Raw genomic sequence first — 24,085 nt, 5'->3', positions numbered from 1 at the left:
GTGAAAATGAAACGAAATAAAGGATAATTTCGCGTTTGAGGAAATGTGTTGAGATCGGCTTGATGATCTTAAAAAGAAAAGGGCTGATAAATTATCAACCCTTTGAAGTATTTACTCTAAAACCTGCCTCTAATGAGTGGCCGGATGTCGGAATTGTATTTTTGCTTCAGCTGCTGATGTATTTCTGCCGGTAAAGGTGCCAGTGCTGATGCTGCCATGTTGCTTTCCACCTGACTTACTTTGGTGGCTCCCGGTATGACGGTTGTTACCTCCGGATGATCTAAAATCCAACGAATAGCCCATTGAGCAGTGCGGTCGTCCGGAAAAGCTTGCGCTATTTCCTGTGCAAATTGGACGCCCTTACCGAATTCTATTCCTGAGAAAGTTTCACCCACATTAAAGGCCTCTCCGTTCGCATTGTAGTTCCGGTGGTCATTTTCACTGAAGGTACTTGTTGCTGTGTACTTGCCACTTAACAAGCCGCTTGCCAGGGGTACCCGAACAATGAGAGCGACGCCTTTCTCCTTCGCTTTCGCGAAGAACTCTTCAGCATAATGCTGCCGAAACAGGTTGAAGATGATTTGAAGAGAGGCCAGACCTTCCTGCTCGAGACAAAGAAGAGCCTCTTCTGCCGTTTCCACACTTACTCCCCAGTTTTGTATCAGTTTCTCTTCCTGAAGCCTTCTCAAGTGATCGAAAACCTTCCCTGCACGCAGTTCCTCTTCAGGGATACAATGCAACTGTTCAAGGAACAGCGATGGCACGTCCAGATGCTCCAGCGATGATTCGACGTGACTTCTCATCACCTCGTAGCTGAAGTTTTGGGGCCATCCGTTTCCAGCATCGTGTCTTCTTCCAAGCTTAGTAGCTACAAATAATTGTCTGTCTGTAGTTTTTAAAAACCTGCCTATAACACTTTCGCTGATCCCCATGCCGTAGACATCGGCGGTATCAATAAAGTTTCCACCAAGCTCAACAAAGCGGTTCAGAATAGCGAAAGCTTCCTCGTCGTTCACCACTCCCCAGTCGGCGCTACCCAGTTGCCAGGTACCTAAACCTACTTCTGAGACGGATATATCTTTAAATTGTCTGTAATTCATCCTGCTAAAGTAAGGATTGAGACGGCTAAAAGTTTAAAAAATCCGTGCAGTAGTTTATACTTCTACCATAGCTTTTATTACCCCATTCGCAGGATCGAGCCATCCTTTGAATTCATCTTTCACTTCTTCGAAACGAACACGGTGAGTGATATAAGTTGCTGGGTTGACAAGCCCTTTTTTCATCGATCGGATTACATGTTCAAAATCCTCACGGTTGGCATTTCTGCTGCTCATCAACGTTGCTTCACGCTTGTGAAATTCCGGATGACTGATCACGATTTCATTTTTTTGCAAGCCGACAAGCACGTAGCGTGCGCCGTGCGCCATATATTGGAAACCGTTGTTGATTGCTTTAAGACTTCCGGTGGCGTCAATAACGACGGTAGGAAAATCACCAGAGGTAATATCCTTTAAACGTTCGATAACGTCATCATTCATAGCGTTAATGGTATGCTCGACACCTAGTTTCTCCTTGCAGAAGTTCAATCGCTGATCGTTAATGTCCATTGCAATCACTTTTCCTCCGGCAATTCGTGCAAATTCCATAATGCCTAAGCCAATCGGCCCGGCACCAATCACCAGTACAAACTCGCCCGGCTTTACGTCTGCTCTCCTTACACCATGAGCGCCAATAGCCAGTGGTTCTACCAGTGCCAATTCATCAAAGGTCAGTCCTTCGCCGTGGATCAGGGAATAAGAAGGTACAGATAGATATTCTGCCATCCCCCCGTGAACGTGCACTCCGCAGACCTTGATACTGCTACAGCAATTTTCCTTTCCGGAACGACAGGCAATGCATTCGCCACAATTGAAGTAGGGGATGAAAGTAACAGCCTCTCCCGGTGTAAAGCCCGGAGCGTTATCCCCCTCAACAAATTCAGCTGCCAGCTCATGTCCTAAAATCCTCGGATATTCAAAGAAGGGTTGTGTTCCTTCAAAAGCGTGCAGATCCGTGCCACAAATTCCTATTCTTTTGATTTTCAATATAGAATGGTTTTTGCTGGGAGCGGGGTGCTCACCCTCCTGGTAGTCAAATTGTCCGGGAGTTGTACAAACCAAAGTTTTCATATCTGTTTTTAATTTAATTAGGAGATGCCATAGAACTTGCAGGCGTTTCCGCCCCAAAACATCTCTTGTTCATTTTTAGAAAGTGAAGAAGTGTAATCCCTCACCATATCAATCATTCTCTCGTATCCACCTGCAACCTCGCATACTGGCCAGTCTGATCCATACATTAGTCGTTCAGCTCCAAAAGCCTCAAATACAACGTCCAGGTAGGGATGAAAGTCTTCTTTTTTCCAATGTTGCCAATCGGCCTCCGTCACCATTCCCGAAATTTTGCAGTAGGTGTTTTGATGAGCAGCAACGGCTTTTATATCCTTAGACCAATCTTCTATCTTGCCCTGCTTAATATCCGGTTTCGCAATGTGGTCGATAACAAATCGCTGATCGGGAAAACCTGCTACAAACTCCTCGGTAAATTTTAGTTGATCCGCATAGATCAATACATCATAGGTGTAACCCGAGTTTCCAAGCGCTTTGATGCCTCGTTTGAATTCCTCTCTCAGCATTAGTGCCCGGTCTGTCTCGCCCTGCAAGACATGCCTGAAACCTTTTACCTTATCGTAACCTTTGTAAAACGCAAGACTTTCTGCGATGTTCTCCGCCCGCAAATCTATCCAACCTACAATGGCTTTAATAAAAGGATGTTCGGCGGCGAGCTCCAGAAGAAAAGCGTTTTGCTCTTCCGACTGATCTGCTTGTACGGCCACACAACCGTCCATGCCATTTTGCTGTAGCACTGGAAGAAGATCTTCCGGCAGAAAATCCCGCTGGATTACGCTCATTTCGTCTGTGATCCAGCTGTCTCTAACAGGATCAAAACGCCAGAAATGTTGGTGAGAATCAATTCTGAGCATAAGCCACTACTTTTTGTTTTGATGTTCCCAGGCCATCAATTCCCAGCTCTACTACATCACCTGGCTTTAAGTAAACCGGAGGGTTCATGCCAAGACCAACGCCGGACGGTGTACCTGTAGAAATGATATCACCTGGAAGCAGGGTCATGAACTGACTTAAGTAATGTACCAGAAAAGGGATTTTGAAGATGAACGTTTTCGTATTTCCATCCTGCATCATTTTGTCGTTCACTTTAAGCCATAGTCGCAGGTTATCAGGGTCTGCTATTTCATCTTTAGTAGCTAAGAAAGGGCCTATTGGTGCAAAGGTGTCACAACCTTTTCCTTTATCCCAGGTTCCATTACGCTCGAGCTGAAACGCCCGCTCGGAGACATCGTTATGCAAGCAATAGCCTGCTACATAATCCATCGCTTCAGATTCTTCTACATAGCTCGCTTTCTTACCAATTACGAAGGCAAGTTCTACTTCCCAATCTGTTTTTTCAGAATTTTTCGGGATTATAATATCATCAAACGGACCCACAAGGGCAGTAGTAGCTTTCATGAAAACAACCGGTTCAGGAGGCAGGGGTGCTCCTGTTTCGTGAGCGTGATCTGCATAGTTCAAACCAATGCAAACGATTTTCGAAGGTCTGGCAATCGGTGATCCGATACGCGTTCCTTCCGGTAGCCGCTCCAGCTTATCTTTATTTACTTCCAGATAGGTCTCCAGACGCTTTAATCCTTCCGTTTCAAAAAAAGTCTCGTTAAAATCTTCCCCAAAAGCAGACAAATCATAGTAGACATCGTCAATAATAACTCCTGGTTTTTCTTTGTTTAATTCTCCGTGGCGTATAAGTTTCATGGATGTAGTTATTTGGATAGTTATAAATCTATTAGCACGCGATGGCAAGGCGCCTGATATCGCGTGCTAAATTACTATGGATATTGCCGTCTGTATTATAGAAGGTTGACCTTTTATTGTAGCATTTTAGCCTCGGTACTACATCATATGGCAACACCTGAAGTGTAACGGCGAAAGTATCTAGTTGTTTAGTTTGATAAAGCCTCCATCAATCGGGTAGTCATTCCCCGTGATAAAGGATGCTTCATCTGAGCATAGGTAAAGAATCAGCTTTGATATTTCATCGGGTGTACCCATACGTCCAATAGGCTGGGTTTTCGACAACTTTTCGAACATCTCCTGTTCCTGACCGGGATAATTTTTTGCAAGAAATCCATCTACAAAAGGCGTATGCACCCTTGCCGGGGAAATGCTGTTACAGCGGATATTGTCCTTAATATAGTCTTTGGCGGTAGAAAGGGTCATCGCATAAACAGCGCCTTTACTCATCGAATAGGCGAACCTGTCAGGAATACCTACCACGGCAGCGATCGAGGCCATGTTAAGAATAGCACCGCCACCTGAGTTCCTCATTAAAGGAATCGCCGCATACAAACAGTTATACGTACCTTTTACATTTACACTGAAAACTCTGTCAAAATCTTCCTCTGACGTATTTTCTACTTTGCCAATGTGCGAAATCCCAGCACTGTTTACCAGAATGTCGATTTTCCCGATTTCCTGGAAAGATTTTACAACATCTGCCTGATTGGTGACATCAATTACCTGCGCAAAAGCTTTACCCCCTGCAGCTTCAATTTCGGCTACCGTTTGTTCGGCAGCAGCAGCATTCAGGTCTACGACGTAAACCACTGCCTGCTGTCTGGCAAAAGTAAGTGCCACAGCTTTACCGATTCCGCTGCCTGCTCCGGTGACTACCGCTGATTTATTTTCTAAAGTGAACATGGATATTTTATTTGTAAGACTAAGATTGTGTTTCAGTGCTGATTTTGTAGCCTCTGGCGCCGAAATAGAGAATAACAAGGAAGCAGATCAGGGGCACAATATAGGCGGTTTGGATGCTACCTGTACTATCAGAAATCAGGCCCATCACTACCGGAGCTACGGCTCCTCCAATAATTGCCATCACCAAAAATGAAGAAGCTATTTTGGTTTCATCACCAAGGCCCTTAATTCCGAGCGCAAAAATGGTAGGAAACATAATGGACATAAAGAAGGGTAGTGCTATTACAGCATATAGAGCGAGCTCTCCCTTCGCAAAAACGCCCACCACCAACAGTAGAACATTAATGGCAGCGTAAATGCTTAGAAGCTGGGCTGGCTTAATAAAGCGCATTAATGCTGTTCCCACAAAGCGGCCGACCATAAATCCAACCATCGCTATAGATCCCCACTGTAGCGCAGCTGTCTTTTCATCAACATCCGCAACAAATCTTGCATACCTTATAAAAAAGCTACCGATACCTACTTGTGCTCCTACATAAAAAAATTGAGCTGCAACCGCCCACGACACGTGCGAATGACGTAATACTCGCGGTGAAAAACCTGCTCCGTGTCCGTGAACTTCACTATCGTCAGCTTTTACCTCCGGCAGTTTTGTGAACAGGAAAAGTATAATCAACAAAAAGACTACTCCGGCGATAATCAAATAGGGAGTTTTAACAGTTGCGGCTTCAGCCTGCAGGTACATATTTAATTGAGTCGGAGACATAGCGGTTAATTGCTCCTCAGTGTATTCAATACCTGATAAAATTACCTGCCCACCGATGATAGGCGCGAGAAAAGCGCCAACACCATTAAAGGACTGAGCAAAATTTAAGCGTTGTTCGGATGTTTCTTTGTCTCCCAAAACAGAAATATAGGGATTGGCAACTGTCTCCAAAAACGTGGCACCACTTGCAATGATGAACAGCGCTGAAAGGAAAAATGTATAGTTCCTGGCATCCGCCGCTGGAATGATCAGCAGGGAGCCGACTGCATAAAGTAACAATCCGAAGATGATTCCCTTTTTATAGCCAAACTTATGCATAAATAAGCCCGCCGGAATGGCAATAAGAAAGTACGCCAGCGACACTGCAATATCTATATAAGAGGACTGGGTGTCGTTCAGTTGTAAGGCTTTTCGAAGGTGTGGGATTAGGATGGGATTGATGTTGTGTAAAAACGCCCATAAAAAGAAAAGAGAGGTTACCAGGATAAGCGGAAAAAGGTAATTGTTTTTCTTGGCCATTGAAGTGTTGGGTTTAATTGAAGTGTTATTTCTGCAAATAAAATAATCTTTCTTGAATACTGAATCATAAACAGTTGATGAGCTGACTTTTTAAGAACTGTTCGGGTTTTTCAACAAGCGTAACTGGCTGATTTTGTTTTCTTACACCGGCCTAGGCTACGTGAGGTCTGTCCTTAATTCTACATGGCCATTCGATTGTTTTTTAAAAGGCACCTTGCCTTCGATGTTACCGCAGTTTCTGTTATATGGGAGAAATTTGGACCACCCCTAGCCGAACTTGGTGGTTTTCGGTTTAGTTCAACAATCCCGGATGAGAAAACATGACTACGGTGGTTTGCTGCGCTTTGTTCACCTGCAAAGTGGATATTTGAGAATAGCTACACCGATCTTAGAAGGGCAAACGAAAGTACACATAAGAATGCCCAGCTTTCGTTTGCAATTAGGGGAAGAAACCTTCCCCCGTTGTCGTTTCCGACTTCTAAAAGCCTCCTTCTTCCTGGAATTGATCTGGCTGCTGGTTATTGTTGCGGTCTGATTTCCTGTTTCTGTTTTGAAGATCTGACTGTCCGAATCGATAGCTGAAAGTAAGGGTGCTCATCCGCCCCTGCATTCTCCTTTGCGACTCCCGCGAGAACTGGGAGGTTTCAGTCAAAAAGCCCCATCTTCTCGAATTAAACACGTCCCGCATGTTGAATGAAATGCTTCCTTTCTTGTTCAATACATCAACCCGAAGTGCTGCGTCTGCTCCCCACATTTCTTTACTTCGGCCTTGAGCCGTCACACGAGGAGCCATATAGTTGGCATTGATTTGTGCAGAGATGTTACGGGGGAACTGAATACTGGCAGTTAAATTCGTGTTCCAGTTGATGCCGCTATTAGGGGCGATGTTATATTCAGGACTGCCGAAGAACTTGTTGTAGAACAAGTTGAAGTTTCCTGTCACATTAAATGCTTTTGAAAAATCAGCTCTTCCGATCAGCTCCAGTCCCGTTGCTCTGTTTTTTGTCAGGTTGATAAACTGAGTTAGTGTAGTATCGCCACTCGGCTGACCTACGCTATTGCCTGAATTTAAACGTGTTTGAACTCCTTCTACCACATCATTTACTTGTCGCGCAAAAGCCGCTGTTGTCAGTGTAAACTTGCTGAAGTACTTCATGTAGTTCAACTCGAAAGAATGCACATCTTCCGGGCGAAGGTTGGGATTGCCTACGCGAACATTGTTAGGATCAGAAAGATCCCGGAAAGGATTCACCTGCCAGCCTCTTGGTCTGTTTACCCTCCGGGTGTAACTCACTTGTAATTGCTGTTGGTGAGCAAGCTTTTGAGTCAAGAACACGCTGGGATATAAACGAAAGTAGTCTAAGCGACCTTTCGCCAGGGTCGGCAGGAAAGTAGTTGTATCCGTACCGATGTATTCAGTATTTAGATACGCTTGTTCTGCCCGAACTCCCACCTGAAGTCCAAATCCTTCGGTGACCTGATTCTGGTAGTTTCCATAAACAGCGTGAACGATGTCTTCCAGATTAAAGTCATTTGTCTGGGTATAGTCGGTTCTGAACCTTGCAAGTGCCAGGTCGTACTTTTCAGAGTACTGCGATGCTTCTTCAATTCGGAAAGTAGATCGGTATCCGGCCTCAAACTTCTGTGTTTTGCTCAGCGGAAGCATATAGTCGGCCTGGACATTGTAGTTCTTGCTCAACTCGCTGCCGTCGTTAGTTCGTCTGTCGATTCTGTTGTTGATAGCTGTACCGGCAGAATTGAAGAACTGCTGGTCAAGTTCCTGTATTTCGTTTTCCTTACTTTGGCCCAGGCTAAAATTTGCAGTTAGTTCATGGCCTTGATTTTTGAACTTTCTGCCGAAGTCCAGACTAAGGTCATAACCGGTATCTTCATCGTCTTCTCTGGAAGTTCTGTAACTGGTGCTATCGAGCCTGGAAGAGAGGTCGCGATAAAAATAATTGATATCCTCGTCCCGGCCGCTGTTTCTTAAGTTAATATTAGCCGAAAGCCCGATCGTAGTCTGGTCGTTTATGAAGTAGTCGATGCCGGCCTTTGCAGTGTTTCCAGTGTTTTGCCTTCTTCCATCCATATTGTTATTAACGATGTTGTTGTTGCCAAAAAACAAGGTGTTGTTATACCCACCACCGAGTCTGGTGCCGTATCTGAAGCTGTAGTTGCCGTAAATATTTACGTTTTTATCCCGGTAGCTTAAGTTGGTACTGGCGTTGTAGTTATCTAAATTTCCAGCAGATAGGGATACTGCGCCATTTATACCAATCTTTTTATTCTTCTTCAGGACGATATTGATGATGCCGGTCTGTCCCTCTGGATCGTACTTCGATGAGGGATTGGTGATGAGTTCAATTGTTTCAATGGAACTTGCAGGCAAAGACTGAAGTACGGTTGCGATGTCGCCGCCTCCAATCGCTGAAGGCTTTCCATCAATAAGAACGCGAACGCTCCCTGATCCGCGAAGACTAACATTTCCATCGATATCGACTCCAACAGTCGGCACATTGGCTAGAAGATCGGTAGCCGAGCCTCCTTCACTTACCAGGCTTTGTTCCACATTAAATACTTTTCTATCAATACCCAGTTGAATATTGCTTCTTTCTGCCTGGACTACGACTTCTTTCAGTATGTTCGTTTTTCCGGGACTAAGTTTTAATGTTCCAAGATTAAGCTGAGGATTGGTTGCTGTGATGGTGATCGATTCGCGGTTAAGTGGATCGTATCCTACGAAACTCACCTTAAGGGTATAACGACCGAAGGGAAGAGCGCTGAGGGAGAAAATGCCTTCCAAATTAGTTCTGGTAGATTTGACTGCCTGGCCTGATTCTGAATTAACCAAAGCCACCGTGGCAAAATCGACCGGATTATTTGTGGTGCTTTCCACGATCTTTCCGGTTATCTTTCCCGATGGTGTTTGAGCCAGGATTGTCTTTCCCCAAAAGAGAACAACAAGGAGGGTGATTAAAATTCTCATTTTCAACTGCACTTGATGAATTGGTATCAAAGAACGTGCAAAGAAAATGGTATTTAGGAAATAAGGTTAGGCGTAACCGCTTTATTACAGTTAAATGGAAAAGACTCAGGCCGGTTATCCTAGTCGACAGTGACAGTAAGGCCTTCTTGCTGCAGAATTTTTCTATAAACTTCGAGTTCTGTAAAAGATCCTTCTAAAATGGCGCATTTTCCCTCTGTATGTACCGTCCAAGCTATTTTTTCAGCCTGATTGTCCGAGTAATCGAGGTACTTTACCAGGCAGTAAATAACATGATCAAAGCTGTTCACGTCGTCGTTCCAAAGTATCAATCGATGGTTCGTCTTCAAGCCTACTAAAACTTCTTCAAGGGTAAAGGTTTCAACTTGGGTATCCGTATCAGCGAATCGTATGTTCATAAGACCGCAAATTTAACTAATCCTGCTTACACAAACAGTAAAAATGGGAAATATGTCTGTTTTCGGGTTAGATTAAAACAGGAAAAGTTATTCTACCTGAAACCGGTATACTTTTCGACCTAGTTTTCCTTCCAGATTTAGTCCTTCCAAAACAACTTTATAAGTTCCGGGAGCATCAGCAGTGTAAAAATCAAATGAAGCCTTTCCTGAAGAGTCGGTAGTTATATTTGGAGCCCAATAAATAGTTTTTCGCAGGTCAGGAATGCGAGAGGAGGCTGCCGGAGTACCATAAACGGGTGAATAGAATTGACGGGCAGCGTAGAAGCCTTGCGGTGTATACGCTGCAATTCCGGGAGCATAATTTCGGTAGGAGAGATTTCGCTCGCCCCGCTTGGTGTTGATGATTAAAACCCCACCTCCTCCTCTGATTCCGTAAATAGCGGTGTTTCCGCCGCTTTTCAAAACTTCTATTGTTTCCACGTCTGTAGGTGGGATAATGCCGAGAAACGTAGGGTCAACGTAAGTGCCATCTACTATAAGTTGCATGGGTACAAGGCCGCTAAAAGAGCTGTACATGCTTCGGGTAAGGTAGGCGATGCCGTTTTGAATAACAAGACCTGCCACCATTCCTTGGAGACATTGCGAGAGGTTCAAACAATTCCTTAGCTGATCAGCTCGCAATATCGCGTCTGCATTACCGGCCCCGTTTAAGTTGCTCGAATGGGTTACTACCGGCTTTTTCTTCACGATCTTTACTTCCTGCAACATGATATTTCTTCTCAGTAAGCCATTTTTTCTCATGCTAATCAACTCCTCATTTTTTGCTTTCAAATAGGGGAGGATGCTTTGGTTGACATTAACTTCGAGTTCTGCTGCATTTTTATTTTTAGTTACCAGCTGAGGGGGGACGTGGTCTACTTCAATATCTACATTCTTTTTTCCCTTAGTGTTTCGCGCCTGGATTACAAAGCGGGTGCTGTCGTTGAACGAAAGGTTTTCGAATCGGAAGCGTCCTTCTGCATTAGTAACGGTATCCAGTGCCCCCGCATTTCCACTCGAGGCCAAAAGCGTTACCTTTCCGCCGATGACAGGTTTTCCGTTATTCGAGTGCGTAACTTTGCCGCTCACCGTGATGCTTTGCTCGGGTGTATAGACAGTCTCAAGATACGAATTAGAGATAATGCTGTTCCAGGTATATCTTCTCCAGCCCTGGGTAAGCATCAAATGGTCGAGGGCTTTCCTTTTCTCTTCGTTGATATCAAGAAAGTAATAGTTGGGGTTCTCGATATGTCCTTTTAAATCTGAAGTGAGGAGTAGATTGGAAAGTATGGTTGTCGCTTCTGTGTCGTCAAAAGGAACCAGGGTCTCGTTTAATACGGAAACGGAAAAGTTTCCTACAGTAGGTCTTCCTTCAGGAGTCTTTGCAAGCAAATTAATAGTTACCTTCTCTCGCTCTTTGAAGCTTTGTTTATTTGTTTCAAGATTGATATCGAGAAAATCATTCTTATTAATGAAGACCAGCCGTTCGGCAACGGGCCGGTAGTTGGAGGAGAACAACGTCAATTGTAATATCCCTGTCGGAAATCGTTTTCGGGGAAGTTTCGCGCTTAGAGTGGTATTATCCAATTTATTTCGGGAAGTGTATTGTATTATTCCGTTTGTCTGCGCTACCAGGACAATTTCACCAGCATCTTTCAAGCCGGGACTAGTCGACACCTTAATCCCTAACGAGTCGGGATCTGAAACACTTACGCTGAGAACGTAACCTTCGTTTTCTGCCCTCGGCAGTGGGACTTTTTTCTCGGATCCGTCTGCAAAACGAACCACAGCCGTATAACTGTTGCCTTTGGCAGGAAGGATGGTAAACACGCCCATTCCCGCATGTTCTGATTTGAAGTCACCTAGCTTGTTATTGTCCTTATCTATCACATATCCTGTAACGGATTTGCCTAACCCATCAGCACCTACGGCTTTAAAGGCCACTTTTGACCGTAGGTTGTTCACCAAATTTCCGCCTTCAGGGAACAATTGAACGTCTGCCTCGGCTGAAGTAGCTTTAACCGGAAAAGACTTCGCAACTTTTGTTTGTGGGTCAAGGGTGATAGTAGTATTGATCTTCCCCGACTTCAAGACGAAGGGCTGGGCGTTCGTGAACTTTATCTGCAAGTTTCCATTCTCGTCGGTTGTCCCCTTCCCGGAGGCGATGTTGCGAAAATCAAGCTGGACGTTATAGCTCACCTCTTTATTTGCCACGGGCTTTCCATTAATGTCCCGATAATTAGCTGTCGCAACCACATTTTCTTTAATCCCCGTTTTGCTAAAAGCATATTTTACATCCGTAATAAGTTGGTGAGAAAAAACATTTCCAACTTGGATAGTCTTGTCGAAAAAGAACTCCTCGCCGAAATTCCTCATCCACTGTGTGTAAGCCCTGATTCTGTAATTCCCCTCGGCTAATGAATCAGACAGCACAAAATCACCAGCAGCCAATCCGGCTACGACCGGAAGTCTCAGCGATTTTTTGATCGAGTCTTTTTCGTTGATGAGATCGACATAAACAATTTTGCTGAGCGCAGATAACTGGTTCCTCTCACTGTTAACGATATAGGCTTTCAACCAAATACTATCTCCGATGGCATAGTAAGGTTTATCGGTGTGGATGTGGATTTTCTCCTGTGGATTTTTCTCCTGGTATTGCTTCAGCTTTGCGAGGAGGACTTTCAGTGGATCTTCGTCGTTAGAAATAAAGGCAAAACTGAATGCGGAGCATAGCAGGGCAAACAGAACGAGGATATAGCGCTGCTTCATAATGGCTAAGTAAAAGAGCCTCAAATTACTAAAAATGAGGCCCTTATTTTATAACGTTCGAAGTATTAAAATGTGTTCTTCCACATCATACTTTCTACTGGTCGGGTCGTTTTGTTATTGTATTTAGCGTTTCCCTTGCTGTTGTAAAAGGTTTCTATCTCGCCAGCAACATCAAAATAAATCAGTTGTCCGATGGGCATTCCGGCATAGACGCGCACTGGCTGAGCAACAGAGATTTCAAGGGTCCAGGTATTGCAAAAACCTACGTCACCTTTTCCAGCCGTGGCATGGATGTCAATGCCCAGCCTTCCCGTACTTGATTTTCCTTCCAGAAACGGGACATGAGCATGGGTTTCGGTATATTCCATTGTTACTCCCAAATAAAGAGTGTTGGGTTGTAAAATAAAGCCGCTTTTCGGAATTTCGAAATGCTCAATTTGGTTATGCTCCTTCGCATCTAACACCCGGTTTTTATAAGTAGCAAGGTACTTTCCTAAGTGCACATCATACGAGTTAGTACCAAGGCATTCCCTTTTAAAGGGTTCTATAATAATGCTTCCTTTATCAATTTCTTCTAAAATACGTTTGTCTGAGAGAATCATAATCTGCGAAGGTTGGCATAAAAATATGATTAATTTAAGATAATTTTGACCGGGATTTTCAATTAGCTGTTAACATCTGTTGTTGACAACTGTCGGAAATTTCGGGATTCAAACGGAACATAAGGATGGCTCTTGCTTACTATAAGCACCTTGACGCAACCACCGCATTTGGTGTTTGGAAGATTGAAGAAACTGCTGAGGAGTTGTATTCCAGTCTGCAACTGAATAAAGACGAAGAAGCATATCTTCAAACACTGAATAATGGCAAGCGAAATTTGCACTGGCTCAGTACTCGCGTCTTGCTCCGCAAAATGCTTAATACAGAAAAATACATCGACTGTCAGGTGGATGAAGATGGGAAACCGTACCTCGTTAATTTTCCTCATCATATTTCTTTTAGTCATTCATTTGATTACGCTGCCGTGATGGTTAGTGAGGATAAACCGGTGGGAATAGATATCGAACTGGTAAAAACGAAAATTGATCGCGTGGCGAAAAAGTTCTTGTGCCCCGACGAACTGGCGTTTATTGACAATGTGCATCGCATTGAACACCTGTATATCTGCTGGTGCGCTAAAGAAGCGATCTATAAACTTCAAGGGAAGCGAAACGTTTCTTTCAAAAATCATATCCGTTTAAATCGCTTTAATTACCAGGAAGAGGGCTGTTTCAGTGCCCGTTTGGAAGTAGATCAGGAGTGTAAATCCTTTGAAGTGTATTACGAGGCGTTTAAAGATTACATGATCGGATACGTCTCCGGCTGCAGAACTTTAGGTTGATGAAAAATAAGAAAGTTGAGTTTCAGGATTGGGGTTTGCTGGATTATCAGCAGGCCTGGGATAGGCAGGAGTCCGTTTTTTCAGAGATAGTAAATCAAAAAACGGAAAACCGGACGCAAGGGACCGAGGCACCTACCCGCAATTATCTTGTATTTGTAGAGCATCCCCATGTCTACACACTGGGCAAGAGTGGCAAACCGGAGAATCTTTTGTTGGATGAACAGGGTTTAAAGAACAAGCAGGCGAGCTATTACAAAATAAACCGGGGCGGCGATATTACTTATCACGGTCCGGGGCAAATTGTTGGCTATCCTATTTTGGATCTCGATAATTTTTTCACCGATATTCATCTTTACCTCCGGACTCTTGAAGAAGCAATCATTTTGACTTTGGCAGCATACGGTATTGAAGCAGGACGGTATCCGGGCTACACCGGAGTTTGGCTTGATGCTGATAACGAGAAGGCCCGTAAAATTTGTGCCATGGGTGTACGCTGTAGCCGCTGGGTAACCATGCACGGATTCGCTTTCAACGTTAATGCTGATTTGAATTATTTCAAAAACATTGTCCCCTGCGGGATAGATGACAAAGACGTTACCTCGATGGAAAGAGAGCTGGGACACGCCGTAGACATTGAAGAAGTAAAACTAGCGTTGAAGCAGAAAATAGCTGAGCTGTTCGGAATGGAGCTGATTTAGACGTTTCACCGAAAAATAATAAAATTGGTGTTGCAACATTTAAAAAAGCTATTTATATTTGTAGCTCACAAATTGTGATAAGGTTTAGGTTGCCCAGTTGTTTCCCATAAACTCTGGGCTTTTTTATTTTTTAACCTATAGATTTGTGACTCCCTTAAAGAACTGAATCCCACCAAAAACAATTGCACCGCAGAAAATAAAACCCGTATCTGCAAGTGTTAGCGCCAGGCCTGCAACGCACCAAAGTGCCCCATACAGCATGTCTTTCTTTGCACGATCCTTCCTTGCTTTTTCAAGTTCAGTCTCCAAGTCATTGACAATGGCACTTGCACTGTCCCTTTCCAGGCCAAGGTCGACCAGCGAATTTATAACCTCATAAGAATTTTTGCCTTGAGTAACGAGTAAGTCAGCCGCATGAGCATAAATGCCTTCAGCTACTTCGTGATTGGTTTGGGTGGTTTCCATGTAACTTTAGTTTACTGCAAGTTTCGGTTTTACGTAAAGTGGTGCCACCCGAAGTAAAAGAGAAATTGCGATAGGGTTTTCAAAGATAAAAAGAGTTCGAGTTTTAACAATGGCCTTATCTGTTGGGAGAAAAAATTTTTTCAACATGAAAGCTTTCCTTAGGAATAAGAAAGGAAATATCTTAAACAAAAGGCCACTTTAAGTTTTTCTAAATTAAGGAGATATCTATTATGCGCCGGATCGTAAAAATGCTCATCATCTTTGGCGGGCTTACTGTCACTGTTGCCCAGGCTCAAGAACTAGTGCTACCGGGAGACTATCCCGACCCATCGGTAGTGAAGATAGGCAAAAACTACTGGGCTACTGCTACCACATCTAATTGGATGCCTGCTTTTCCTATTCTAAAATCAAAAGATCTCAAAAAGTGGGAGACTCGATCGTTTGTATTTGAGAAAAGACCAGATTGGGCCGATTACTATTTTTGGGCCCCCGAAATTAGCTATGAAAACGGCCGGGTATACGTCTACTATTCCGCGAAGAAGAAAGATGGAAACCTGTGTTTAGGGGTAGCGAGTGCAGAAAGGCCAGAAGGACCGTATAAAGATCATGGACCCTTAATGTGTCAGGAAGTAGGTTCTATAGATGGCTTTCCCATGCGGGATGAAAATGGGAAACTTTACCTCATCTGGAAAGAGGACGCAAACAGTGTCAGCAAACCAACTCCTATCTGGATTTCTGAGATGAATGAAGAGCGCACAGCCCTAATCGGTGAAAAGCAGGAGCTGTTTAGAAATACCGAAAAATGGGAAGGAAACTTGGTAGAGGGGGTGTCCATGATGCGCCATGGTGAGTACTACTATGCTTTCTACGCGGCCGATGCTTGCTGTGGTCCCGGCTGTAATTATGTTACAGGTATTGCTCGTTCAAAAAGTCTATTTGGTCCCTGGGAGAAATATCAGAACAACCCTGTCCTAAAAAATTCTGAGAAGTGGAAGTGTCCGGGGCACGGTACTCCTGTGGAGATGGATGGAAAATATTACTTTCTTTATCATGCTTACGAGAGCAAGAGCCATCAATATGTGGGAAGACAAGGGCTGTTAATAGAATTCCGCTTTACACCAGAAGGGTGGATAGAGTTTATCGACGAGGAGCAAGTAAGTTCCCTGGAGCACCTTTCCCTGAAAGATGATTTCGAGGGAAGAAAGCTTTCAAAGGACTGGCAATGGAGTATCTTCCAGGAAACTCCGAAGTATCGGCAGCGGAATGGACGTCTTCATTTGTATGGGCTGCCCCAGGGGCGTATTTTGGGACAAAAAATTCTTCGGGAGAACTTTGTAGCAGAGACTGAAATTCAACTCAAGAAAACCACAGCGGAGGCTGGTTTAGCAGCTATTGGTGATGATGAAAACATCGTTTCTGTAACTGCGCGTAACGATCTGCTGCGGCTGAGTGTGATAAAAAAAGGGAATCCGACTATGATTGTAGAGAGGAACTTTGATTCCCGCGGCAAAATCTACCTTCGGATGGAAGTATATGAGGGTCACCGCATTTGTTTTTCCTTCAGTACAGATAAAAAGGTCTATACCCGAATTATCGAGGAAAATATTGATGCATCCTATCTTCCTCCCTGGGATCGTGCTATTCGGGCCGGCCTAATAGCTCGCGGCACTGATAGCGGAGTAGCTGTATTCGATAACTTTTGGATGAATAAATAGCTTTCTTGTAAAAGCAGAAGAAGTCTTTACATTCCCGGTAGCTTAACGTCGGCTCTCTTCAGGTCTTCCATTAGTTTTTCCTGGAATCTAAGGCGCGCATCTGTAAAACCGTGGGTAGTAACCCAGGCGTTCACTACAATTTTGTAACCGTCCGGCTCTAAGGCAGAGACGCCTATTCGGGGTGCAGGACTTTCCAGGATATTTTTAGTTGATCTGATAGATTCTGCAATAATTGGTTTGACTGATTGAAAATCAAATCCGTAGTTGAGCTTCAGCTCCACATCCATTCGGCGTTTACCTTCCCGGCTCGTGTTAATGATAATCTCATTCGACAGTTTGCTATTTGGAATGATAACTGTTTTGTTATCGAAAGTTGTGACTACGGTGTAAAATATCTGGATTGAATGTACCGTGCCTTCTTGTCCCTGAGCAACGATGTTATCTCCAACACGGAAAGGCTTTAATAGCAGAATAAGTACTCCGCTTGCGAAGTTCTGCAAGGTCCCCGAAAGGGCCAAACCTGCAGCTACGCCAAAAGCACCAATTACCGTAGTAAAAATGGTTAGTTGCAAGCCCACAATCTGCATGAACCCTATAAGGAGCAGAACCTGAAGCGAGATAATGATCAGGCTTTGCAAAAAGGGCCGCAGTGAGGGGTCCAGGTCCCTTTTCTCCATCCCCATGAGTAGCGCCTTTCTGATGAATTTAATCAGCCAAAATCCAATCAGAAGAATGATGAAAGCAGAAATAAGTCGTGGGCCGTTAAACAGAATATATTCGTAACCTTTGTCGTAAAATCTTTCCCAGTTCATGGCATCAAAACTAAAATAAAATGAGGTATATCGAAAAGTAAAGCGACAGGACAAGCCATTAGGATGTAAAAAGAGCAGGTTTCCTGACGGAAAACCTACTCTTTTCACGGATAGGGCTTATAAGTTTAGCCACTTCTTGCGGATCGCTAACTGTTCCGGAGTTGCGTTTGGATCTGCCTCCAGCCTGTATCTTCCGTTTGGGTTGGCTGTCAGTTTTGCCTCAATGGTTTGCAGGATTCCATCTCTGGAAATTAAGATGTTTACCTTGTCGCCTACCCGCTTGCCATTAATAGTTCTGTCAATTTCTGCTTGTGAGCCTACCCTGAAATTATCAATCGCGATAATCTCGTCGTTCACATTCAGGCCGTCCACCCAAGCGGTTGTTCCCCTTACTACGCCGGTAATAATCAACTTCCCGTCCCTTGCAACAGAAGCTACACCGAGATATGGAAGAGATTTGCCGCTTAACTCGTTGGATAGATACACGCCTGCATGACCCAAGTAATTGTTGTAGTTAATACTCTCGGTGCCGTTGATATACTCGTTGTAAATTTTGTCAAGTGATTTTCCTGCAATTTTCTCGGCCATCGCCTTAAATTCGGCATCTGTAAAACCGCGTCTCTGCTTTTTAAAATACTCGTCGTACATAGCTTTCAGTACATCATCTAAACTTTTGGCTCCCTGCGTGGCAGCAATGATTTCAAGGTCCATGATCATTCCAACCAGGGCTCCCTTTGTGTAGTAAGAAACGGTGGAGTTCCGAGAGTTTTCGTTAGGACGGTAGTATTTAATCCAGGCGTCAAAGCTAGCCTCACTTAGCGGCTGTACTTTATTTCCCGGTTGATTTTCGACGGTACCAATATCGTTTGTCAGGATGTCAAGGTATTGCTGCGGACTATAAAATCCGGTTCTGCGAAGCATCAGGTTATCGTAGTACGCTGTAAAGCCTTCAGAGATCCATAAGTTCGTCGTGTAGTTCTCGTTATCGTAGTCGAAAGGACCGAGCGCTTTGGGCCGAAGTCTTTTTACGTTCCAGAGGTGGAAATATTCGTGAGCTACCAGGCCCAGGAAATCTTTGTAGCTGCCTTCGTCCGTATATCCGAAGCGTCTGGCTCCAAGTACGGTAGAGTTAAGATGCTCTAATCCGCCTCCGCCGTTTTGGTAGTTATGCACAATGAATACGTATCTCTTATTGGGATTTTCACCAAAAATTGCTGTTTCAGCTTCAACGATTTTCGAAATGTCGGCAGAAAGCCTTTGCTTGTTGTAATTGCCGCCACCATACATCGCTACTTCGTGTTTTACGCCGGCAGCAGTAAATTCAAAGGTGTCGTGATTCCCAATTTCAATGGGTGAATCATAAAGAACATCGAAATCGGGGGCGAAGAAAGTGTTTTGTTTGCCTTTTACGGGCTCCAAACCCGTCGAGATTTTATCCCAGCCTTTAGCCGGCTCAATGCTCACAGTTGCAGGTTGCTTAATCATCCCATCAACATACATGAAGATCCCTGTTGGTGACAAAAACGCATGTGCAGCATCCACAAAGCTTGTCCTCACAGAGATCTCAAAACAATAAACCCGGTATTTAACGCGGACGGTTTGATTCTTAGCAGTGTTTATTCTCCATGTATTCTTGCTGATTTTTTCACTCAGGAGGCTTTTGTTGTTCGCCCCTATAGCCGAAAAACCTTCTACGTTTTTTGCAAATTCCCTAATCAAATAAGATCCCGGCGCCCATACCGGCATTTTAACATCCATTACGTCCTTTGTCAGTCCCGAAAGAACCATTTCTACGTCAGTGTAATGAGCTTGGGGTTCAGAAAAGCTTACGTTAAAAGCGATTTTGGTCTCAGCCTGCAAATCTTCGGAGGATGTTATCATAAAAAGTATATATAAGAAGGAGTAAAGGACGGTTTTCTTCATTTTCTTTTTTTGCAAAGGTAATTTTTAAGGGGAAACAGTTGAATAATTGCTTATAGTAAAATAGTTGATACACTCAACTAATCTGTAATTCCATGCGTAGTTTTGAGTTATAAGTTCATGAATTCGGCGGGAAAACCTTTAAATAAATTATTGATATCGGTAACAAAGAAGTACCTGAGTGTGTTCTCGCAACAGACAAAAGGACTGGACATCGACAGGTATCAGTACGTTTTGGTAGTGATTGACGATCAGCTGCAGCCGCCCACTCAAAAAGCTTTAGCAGAGCATTTCGAAGTCGACAAATCGTTTATGGTTACCATGATAAACTATTTGTCAGAGAAAGGATACGTTTATCGGGAGCAGAATGAAAGTGATAAGAGGCAGCAGCTGATCAAACTGACAGAAAAAGGTAAAGAGGCGGTGCCCGTGATTCGTGCTGTGGTGGAGGACCTGAACCGGAAGTCGCTGGAGCACTTGACAATAAAACAAATTGAAACGTTTATGGAGGTACTAAATCGAATAGACTCAAATCTGCTTGGAATAAATCCCTTCAATATCATCATTAACTACAAGAAATAGTAAATTGTTATGAAACTAAAGCATATCATATATGCAGTTCTGATTATAGGTTTTGGATCCCTGATCGTTTACCGGATCAGCAAAAATTCTGGTGACGATAAGGGAGGCAAAATGGCCGGGGGAAAACCCGGAGGTCCAAATCAGCCACCTATGAGGGTAGACGGAGTAGTGATTTCACCTACGCGTTTTGAAAATACCTTAGCCGTAACTGGATCGATTGATCCGGATGAGCAGGTGGAGATCAAGGGGGACGCTACCGGCTTGATCCGGGCAATTTACTTTAAGGAAGGAACGAATGTTCGCAAAGGACAGGTATTGGTCAAGATAGACGACTCGGAACTTCGAGCGCAACTTGCACAGGCTGTGACAAGGCAAAACCTCGCTGCTGAAAATGAGCGAAGGGCCCGCCTTTTGCTGGAAAAAGAGGCAATTAGCCGGGAAGAATACGACGCATCTCTGGCCGAGCTTAGGTCCCAGCGCTCGCAAACGCAGCTGGTACGGGCTCAAATTGCAAAAACGGTTATTACTGCACCATTCAATGGTAAGGTAGGGCTGCGGCAGGTCTCGGTGGGCGAGTATTTAACTCCTACTACAGCTATTACTACCCTCGTTAATATCAACCCTGTGAAAGTTACTTTTTCAGTGCCAGAAAAGTATTCAAGTCAGGTGCAGGTAAATACCGAGATTGCCTTTACAGTGGCCGGATCTACGCAAAAGTATACGGCCCGTGTTTACGCGGTAGAGCCACGGATAGAAGCAGCCACCCGAACGCTGCAGCTAAGAGCAAGGGCAGATAACTCAAGGGGAACGCTGATTCCCGGAGCCTTCGCCAATATCGTGCTTCCACTGACTACTATTGAAGAAGCAATATTGATTCCTTCTGAATCTATTGTTCCGGTACAAAATGGAAAAAAAGTGTTCGTGACGGAAGCTGGCAAGGCGAAAGAGGTAATGGTAGAAACCTCGACACGAACTGAAAAGGACGTACTGGTTACTGCTGGTTTGAAACCGGGGGATACTGTATTAACGACGGGTGTGATGACCCTCAAAGAAGGTGCTCCGGTAAAAGTGAAGATTGGATTGTAAACATAATACCTATGAGTTTATCCACCACAAGTATAAAGAGGCCGGTTTTTACAATTGTAATTAACCTGCTGTTGATCCTGTTTGGGATAATAGGATACTCCTTTTTAGGAATCCGGGAATATCCGTCCATCGATCCCGCCATTGTTTCCGTCCGTACAAGCTATTCAGGAGCGAATGCAGACATTATAGAATCTCAGATAACCGAGCCATTGGAGAAAGCCATTAACTCGATCGATGGGATTCGTAATATCTCCTCCTCAAGTAACCAGGGAGCGAGCAACATTAACATCGAGTTTAACCTGGATAAAAACCTGGAGGAGGCTGCAAATGATGTCCGCGATAAAGTTTCGCAGGCCGTTAGGAATTTGCCGCAAGATATTGATTCGCCTCCTGTGGTTTCGAAGGCAGATGCCGACTCTGAGCCGATTATCTCTATGACTGTCAGAAGCAGTTCCCGAGATCAGCTTCAGTTGAGTGATTATGCAGAAAACGTTATTTCTCAGCGGATGCAAACGATTCCCGGGGTGAGTAGCGTGCAGATCTGGGGACAAAAGCGATATGCTATGCGTTTATGGCTGGATCCGGTGAAGCTGGCTTCTTATGGGTTAACGGTCGCAGATATAAGAAATGCACTCAACAGCCAGAATGTGGAACTTCCGTCTGGAAAAGTGAGTGGAGAAAATACCGAGCTAGTCGTTAAAACGCTGGGGAATCTCTCCAGTGCAGACCAGTTCAACAACCTCATCGTTAAATCAGACGGTCCCAGCATTATTCGCTTTAGCGACGTGGGTACAGCTGAATTGGGCCCTGAAAACCTGGAAACGAAAATGAGCGAGTCGGGAACTCCAATGGTCGGTATGGCTATTATCCCGCAACCTGGAACCAACTACCTGGAAATTGCGGGTCGGTTTTACGAGGAATTTGAGAAGCTGAAAAAGGAGTTGCCGGAAGATATTAAGTTGGACATTGCGATGGATAACACCGTTTTCATCAAGCGCTCAGTGATAGAAGTGGCCGAAACGATTTTAATTGCGCTCGTGCTGGTTATCCTCATTATCTACCTCTTCTTCCGGGACTGGGGAATTGCCTTCCGGCCCTTGATAGATATTCCGGTGTCGCTTATCGCTACCTTTTTTATTATGTACCTGGCCGGCTTTTCGATCAACGTGTTGACCCTACTAGCTATTGTTCTTGCTACCGGCCTCGTAGTAGACGACGGTATTGTTGTCACAGAGAACATCTACAAGAAGGTGGAGGAGGGGATGTCGCCTATTGAAGCGGCAATAAAAGGGTCGAATGAGATCTTTATGGCTGTTATTTCAATTTCGATCACTTTGGCAGCCGTGTTCTTACCTGTGATCTTCCTCGAAGGTTTCGTTGGTCGACTATTCCGGGAATTTGGAGTAGTGATTGGTGCGGCCGTTCTGATCTCGGCCTTCGTATCACTGACACTTACTCCAATGCTGAATGCGTACCTGATGAAAGGGGATGTGCATAAAAGATCTAGGTTTTACGACCTAACCGAGCCTTATTTCGTTAAAATGAACTCGGGGTATGCAGAAGCGCTTAGCAGCTTTATGAAAAGAAAATGGCTTGCTTTTCCGATCATTCTTGCGTGTTTGGGCCTGATATTTTTGTTCTTCAAGATCCTGCAAAAGGAAACTGCGCCCTATGATGATAGAAGTATGCTGCGGGTGCAAGTTACTGCTCCGGAAGGTGCGTCTTATGAATATACGGACCGGTTTATGCGGGAGTTGACCGAGTTGGTGAATGATTCCGTGCCTGAGAAGGCAGTAAACCTGGTGATCACTTCGCCAAGTTTTGGTGGATCAGGATCAGTAAACAGCGGATTCATGCGCTTGGCGCTAAAAGAGCCGGGAGAAAGGGAACGTTCCCAGAAGGAAGTGGCGGAGCATTTAACAAAGCTCACCCGGAAGTATCCGGAGGCAAGAACCATGGTAGTGCAACAACCTACTATTTCAGTAAACAGACGGGGAGGACAACCCATTCAGTATATTATCCAGGCTCCGAATTTTCAGAAGCTGGAAGAGAAGATCCCTCAATTTATGGAAGAGGCGGCTAAAGATCCAACCTTCTCCAATACAGATGTAAATCTTAAATTTAATAAGCCGGAGATTAATATTTCTATCGATCGGGAGAAAGCACAGAGCCTGGGAGTTTCGGTGATTGATGTCGCCCAAACTCTGCAACTGTCGCTGAGCGGGCAGCGGTTCGGGTACTTCATCATGAATGGGCGGCAGTATCAGGTAATGGGACAGTTCGATCGGCAGGATCGCGACGATCCCCTGGATTTGACCTCTCTATTTGTACGTAGCGATAGCGGTACTCTGGTACAGTTAGATAATTTGGTAACCATGCAGGAGCGAAGCAGTCCCCCTCAGTTATACCACAACAACAGGTATCTTTCTGCTACCGTTTCCGCGGGATTAGCACCGGGAAAAAGTATTGGCGACGGTATAGATGCGATGGATCGCATTGCAGAAAAAGTGCTTGATGAAACCTTCTCTACTGATTTAGGAGGTGAGTCCAGAGACTTTGTGGAAAGTGGATCGAACACAATGTTTGCTTTTGGATTGGCATTGCTTCTTATTTATCTTATTCTGGCAGCACAGTTCGAAAGCTTTGTCGATCCATTAATCATTATCCTTACGGTACCGATGGCGGTTGCCGGAGCGATGCTTTCACTTTGGCTGTGCGGGCAAACCTGGAATATCTTCAGCCAGATCGGGACGATCATGCTTATTGGATTAGTCACCAAGAACGGAATTTTGATTGTCGAGTTTGCTAACCAGCTCCGAGAACAGGGACGGTCTAAATTGGAAGCCATTTTAGAGGCTTCTGAAGCCAGACTCAGGCCGATTCTGATGACCAGTCTTGCCATTGCCTTGGGAGCTTTACCTATCGCTTTAGCTTTGGGAGCTGCGGCACAAAGTCGAATGGGGATGGGTATCGTTATCGTAGGGGGTACAATTTTCTCTTTAGTACTTACCCTCTTTGTGATCCCGGCAATTTACATGATGTGGTCACGGGAGCGAAAAACCAGAAAAGAACTAGAACAAATTGAAGCACTCGAAAGAGAGGAGTTAGCAACAGTACATTAAT

General features: G+C 44.4%; 19 protein-coding genes. 6 read left to right on the top strand and 13 right to left on the bottom strand.

All coding sequences use genetic code 11. The features are described 5' to 3' along the window. Window positions 1-116: 116 nt before the first annotated feature. From J4N23_RS17630 to dcd, 10 genes are all read right to left on the bottom strand, one after another. Window positions 117-1,100 (bottom strand): aldo/keto reductase, encoded by a 984-nt coding sequence (locus tag J4N23_RS17630; RefSeq protein ID WP_207429140.1) that lies wholly within the window; start codon window positions 1,098-1,100, stop codon window positions 117-119. A 54-nt stretch (window positions 1,101-1,154) separates the two neighbouring features. Next, window positions 1,155-2,168: a zinc-binding alcohol dehydrogenase family protein gene (locus tag J4N23_RS17625; protein WP_207429138.1), complete on the bottom strand. Its 1,014-nt coding sequence runs from the start codon at window positions 2,166-2,168 to the stop codon at window positions 1,155-1,157. Between the two features lie 17 nt (window positions 2,169-2,185). Beyond that, window positions 2,186-3,019 (bottom strand): amidohydrolase, encoded by an 834-nt coding sequence (locus tag J4N23_RS17620; RefSeq protein WP_207429136.1) that lies wholly within the window; start codon window positions 3,017-3,019, stop codon window positions 2,186-2,188. After that, window positions 3,006-3,863 (bottom strand): fumarylacetoacetate hydrolase family protein, encoded by an 858-nt coding sequence (locus tag J4N23_RS17615; RefSeq protein ID WP_207429135.1) that lies wholly within the window; start codon window positions 3,861-3,863, stop codon window positions 3,006-3,008. The genes J4N23_RS17620 and J4N23_RS17615 overlap by 14 nt, the downstream gene beginning before the upstream one ends. Window positions 3,864-4,043: 180 nt before the next feature. Further along, window positions 4,044-4,808: an SDR family NAD(P)-dependent oxidoreductase gene (locus tag J4N23_RS17610; RefSeq protein WP_207429134.1), complete on the bottom strand. Its 765-nt coding sequence runs from the start codon at window positions 4,806-4,808 to the stop codon at window positions 4,044-4,046. A 19-nt stretch (window positions 4,809-4,827) separates the two neighbouring features. Next, entirely contained in the window at window positions 4,828-6,093 is a 1,266-nt protein-coding gene (gene fucP, locus J4N23_RS17605) for an L-fucose:H+ symporter permease (RefSeq protein WP_207429133.1), read from the bottom strand. Window positions 6,094-6,571: 478 nt separating this feature from the next. Next, entirely contained in the window at window positions 6,572-9,079 is a 2,508-nt protein-coding gene (locus tag J4N23_RS17600; RefSeq protein ID WP_207429132.1) for a TonB-dependent receptor domain-containing protein, read from the bottom strand. Between the two features lie 119 nt (window positions 9,080-9,198). Next, the gene (locus tag J4N23_RS17595) at window positions 9,199-9,495 is read right to left on the bottom strand and encodes an ATP-dependent Clp protease adaptor ClpS (protein WP_207429131.1); all 297 of its coding nucleotides are present in this window, start codon (window positions 9,493-9,495) and stop codon (window positions 9,199-9,201) included. Window positions 9,496-9,582: 87 nt separating this feature from the next. After that, window positions 9,583-12,303 (bottom strand): carboxypeptidase-like regulatory domain-containing protein, encoded by a 2,721-nt coding sequence (locus J4N23_RS17590; RefSeq protein ID WP_207429129.1) that lies wholly within the window; start codon window positions 12,301-12,303, stop codon window positions 9,583-9,585. Window positions 12,304-12,368: 65 nt separating this feature from the next. Then, window positions 12,369-12,905 (bottom strand): dCTP deaminase, encoded by a 537-nt coding sequence (gene dcd / locus J4N23_RS17585; RefSeq protein ID WP_207429127.1) that lies wholly within the window; start codon window positions 12,903-12,905, stop codon window positions 12,369-12,371. Window positions 12,906-13,030: 125 nt separating this feature from the next. On the opposite strand from dcd, the gene J4N23_RS17580 reads away from it, so the two are divergent. Beyond that, window positions 13,031-13,684, top strand: coding sequence for a 4'-phosphopantetheinyl transferase superfamily protein (locus J4N23_RS17580; protein WP_207429125.1), 654 nt, complete (start codon window positions 13,031-13,033; stop codon window positions 13,682-13,684). Further along, a complete protein-coding gene (gene lipB / locus J4N23_RS17575) occupies window positions 13,684-14,382 on the top strand; it encodes a lipoyl(octanoyl) transferase LipB (RefSeq protein WP_207429123.1) in 699 nt (232 codons plus the stop codon). Before J4N23_RS17580 ends, lipB begins: the two co-directional genes overlap by 1 nt. Window positions 14,383-14,517: 135 nt before the next feature. On the opposite strand, the gene J4N23_RS17570 is transcribed toward lipB, so the two are convergent. Beyond that, window positions 14,518-14,847 (bottom strand): hypothetical protein, encoded by a 330-nt coding sequence (locus J4N23_RS17570; protein WP_207429122.1) that lies wholly within the window; start codon window positions 14,845-14,847, stop codon window positions 14,518-14,520. A gap of 248 nt (window positions 14,848-15,095) precedes the next feature. Here J4N23_RS17570 and J4N23_RS17565 point away from each other — a divergent pair, with 248 nt between their 5' ends. Next, the gene (locus J4N23_RS17565; RefSeq protein WP_207429121.1) at window positions 15,096-16,562 is read left to right on the top strand and encodes a family 43 glycosylhydrolase; all 1,467 of its coding nucleotides are present in this window, start codon (window positions 15,096-15,098) and stop codon (window positions 16,560-16,562) included. A 26-nt stretch (window positions 16,563-16,588) separates the two neighbouring features. Here J4N23_RS17565 and J4N23_RS17560 read toward each other — a convergent pair whose 3' ends face one another. Both J4N23_RS17560 and J4N23_RS17555 read right to left on the bottom strand, forming a co-directional pair. Next, on the bottom strand, window positions 16,589-17,482 hold the full coding sequence (locus tag J4N23_RS17560; RefSeq protein WP_370527294.1) for a mechanosensitive ion channel family protein: 894 nt from the start codon (window positions 17,480-17,482) through the stop codon (window positions 16,589-16,591). Window positions 17,483-17,491: 9 nt separating this feature from the next. Further along, window positions 17,492-19,255, bottom strand: coding sequence for a M61 family metallopeptidase (locus J4N23_RS17555; protein WP_242689277.1), 1,764 nt, complete (start codon window positions 19,253-19,255; stop codon window positions 17,492-17,494). A gap of 192 nt (window positions 19,256-19,447) precedes the next feature. On the opposite strand from J4N23_RS17555, the gene J4N23_RS17550 reads away from it, so the two are divergent. The 3 genes from J4N23_RS17550 to J4N23_RS17540 are packed head-to-tail and all read left to right on the top strand — an operon-like array spanning window position 19,448 to window position 24,084. Continuing rightward, entirely contained in the window at window positions 19,448-19,876 is a 429-nt protein-coding gene (locus tag J4N23_RS17550) for a MarR family winged helix-turn-helix transcriptional regulator (protein ID WP_207429119.1), read from the top strand. Between the two features lie 9 nt (window positions 19,877-19,885). Beyond that, entirely contained in the window at window positions 19,886-20,962 is a 1,077-nt protein-coding gene (locus tag J4N23_RS17545; RefSeq protein WP_207429118.1) for an efflux RND transporter periplasmic adaptor subunit, read from the top strand. Between the two features lie 11 nt (window positions 20,963-20,973). Beyond that, window positions 20,974-24,084 carry an efflux RND transporter permease subunit gene (locus J4N23_RS17540; protein ID WP_207429117.1) on the top strand — a complete coding sequence of 1,037 codons (3,111 nt, stop codon included), beginning with the start codon at window positions 20,974-20,976 and terminating at the stop codon, window positions 24,082-24,084. The last annotated feature ends 1 nt before the right edge of the window (window position 24,085 follow it).

Origin of the sequence: Pedobacter sp. SYSU D00535, assembly GCF_017355855.1 — a bacterium.
Lineage (GTDB): Bacteria > Bacteroidota > Bacteroidia > Sphingobacteriales > Sphingobacteriaceae > Desertivirga.
The sequence above is the reverse complement of the archived record's forward strand: the minus strand, read 5'-3'. Positions and strand labels throughout refer to the sequence as shown.

What these genes read in the sequence shown, in the direction of transcription:
- fucP (WP_207429133.1), bottom strand. Translation starts at nt 6,093, where the DNA reads ATGGCCAAGAAAAACAATTACCTTTTTCCGCTTATCCTGGTAACCTCT.
- dcd (WP_207429127.1), bottom strand. Translation starts at nt 12,905, where the DNA reads ATGATTCTCTCAGACAAACGTATTTTAGAAGAAATTGATAAAGGAAGC.
- J4N23_RS17590 (WP_207429129.1), bottom strand. Translation starts at nt 12,303, where the DNA reads ATGAAGCAGCGCTATATCCTCGTTCTGTTTGCCCTGCTATGCTCCGCA.
- J4N23_RS17620 (WP_207429136.1), bottom strand. Translation starts at nt 3,019, where the DNA reads ATGCTCAGAATTGATTCTCACCAACATTTCTGGCGTTTTGATCCTGTT.
- J4N23_RS17570 (WP_207429122.1), bottom strand. Translation starts at nt 14,847, where the DNA reads ATGGAAACCACCCAAACCAATCACGAAGTAGCTGAAGGCATTTATGCT.
- J4N23_RS17615 (WP_207429135.1), bottom strand. Translation starts at nt 3,863, where the DNA reads ATGAAACTTATACGCCACGGAGAATTAAACAAAGAAAAACCAGGAGTT.
- J4N23_RS17555 (WP_242689277.1), bottom strand. Translation starts at nt 19,255, where the DNA reads ATGATAACATCCTCCGAAGATTTGCAGGCTGAGACCAAAATCGCTTTT.
- J4N23_RS17565 (WP_207429121.1), top strand. Translation starts at nt 15,096, where the DNA reads ATGCTCATCATCTTTGGCGGGCTTACTGTCACTGTTGCCCAGGCTCAA.
- J4N23_RS17595 (WP_207429131.1), bottom strand. Translation starts at nt 9,495, where the DNA reads ATGAACATACGATTCGCTGATACGGATACCCAAGTTGAAACCTTTACC.
- J4N23_RS17630 (WP_207429140.1), bottom strand. Translation starts at nt 1,100, where the DNA reads ATGAATTACAGACAATTTAAAGATATATCCGTCTCAGAAGTAGGTTTA.
- J4N23_RS17540 (WP_207429117.1), top strand. Translation starts at nt 20,974, where the DNA reads ATGAGTTTATCCACCACAAGTATAAAGAGGCCGGTTTTTACAATTGTA.
- J4N23_RS17625 (WP_207429138.1), bottom strand. Translation starts at nt 2,168, where the DNA reads ATGAAAACTTTGGTTTGTACAACTCCCGGACAATTTGACTACCAGGAG.
- lipB (WP_207429123.1), top strand. Translation starts at nt 13,684, where the DNA reads ATGAAAAATAAGAAAGTTGAGTTTCAGGATTGGGGTTTGCTGGATTAT.
- J4N23_RS17600 (WP_207429132.1), bottom strand. Translation starts at nt 9,079, where the DNA reads ATGAGAATTTTAATCACCCTCCTTGTTGTTCTCTTTTGGGGAAAGACA.
- J4N23_RS17610 (WP_207429134.1), bottom strand. Translation starts at nt 4,808, where the DNA reads ATGTTCACTTTAGAAAATAAATCAGCGGTAGTCACCGGAGCAGGCAGC.
- J4N23_RS17580 (WP_207429125.1), top strand. Translation starts at nt 13,031, where the DNA reads ATGGCTCTTGCTTACTATAAGCACCTTGACGCAACCACCGCATTTGGT.
- J4N23_RS17545 (WP_207429118.1), top strand. Translation starts at nt 19,886, where the DNA reads ATGAAACTAAAGCATATCATATATGCAGTTCTGATTATAGGTTTTGGA.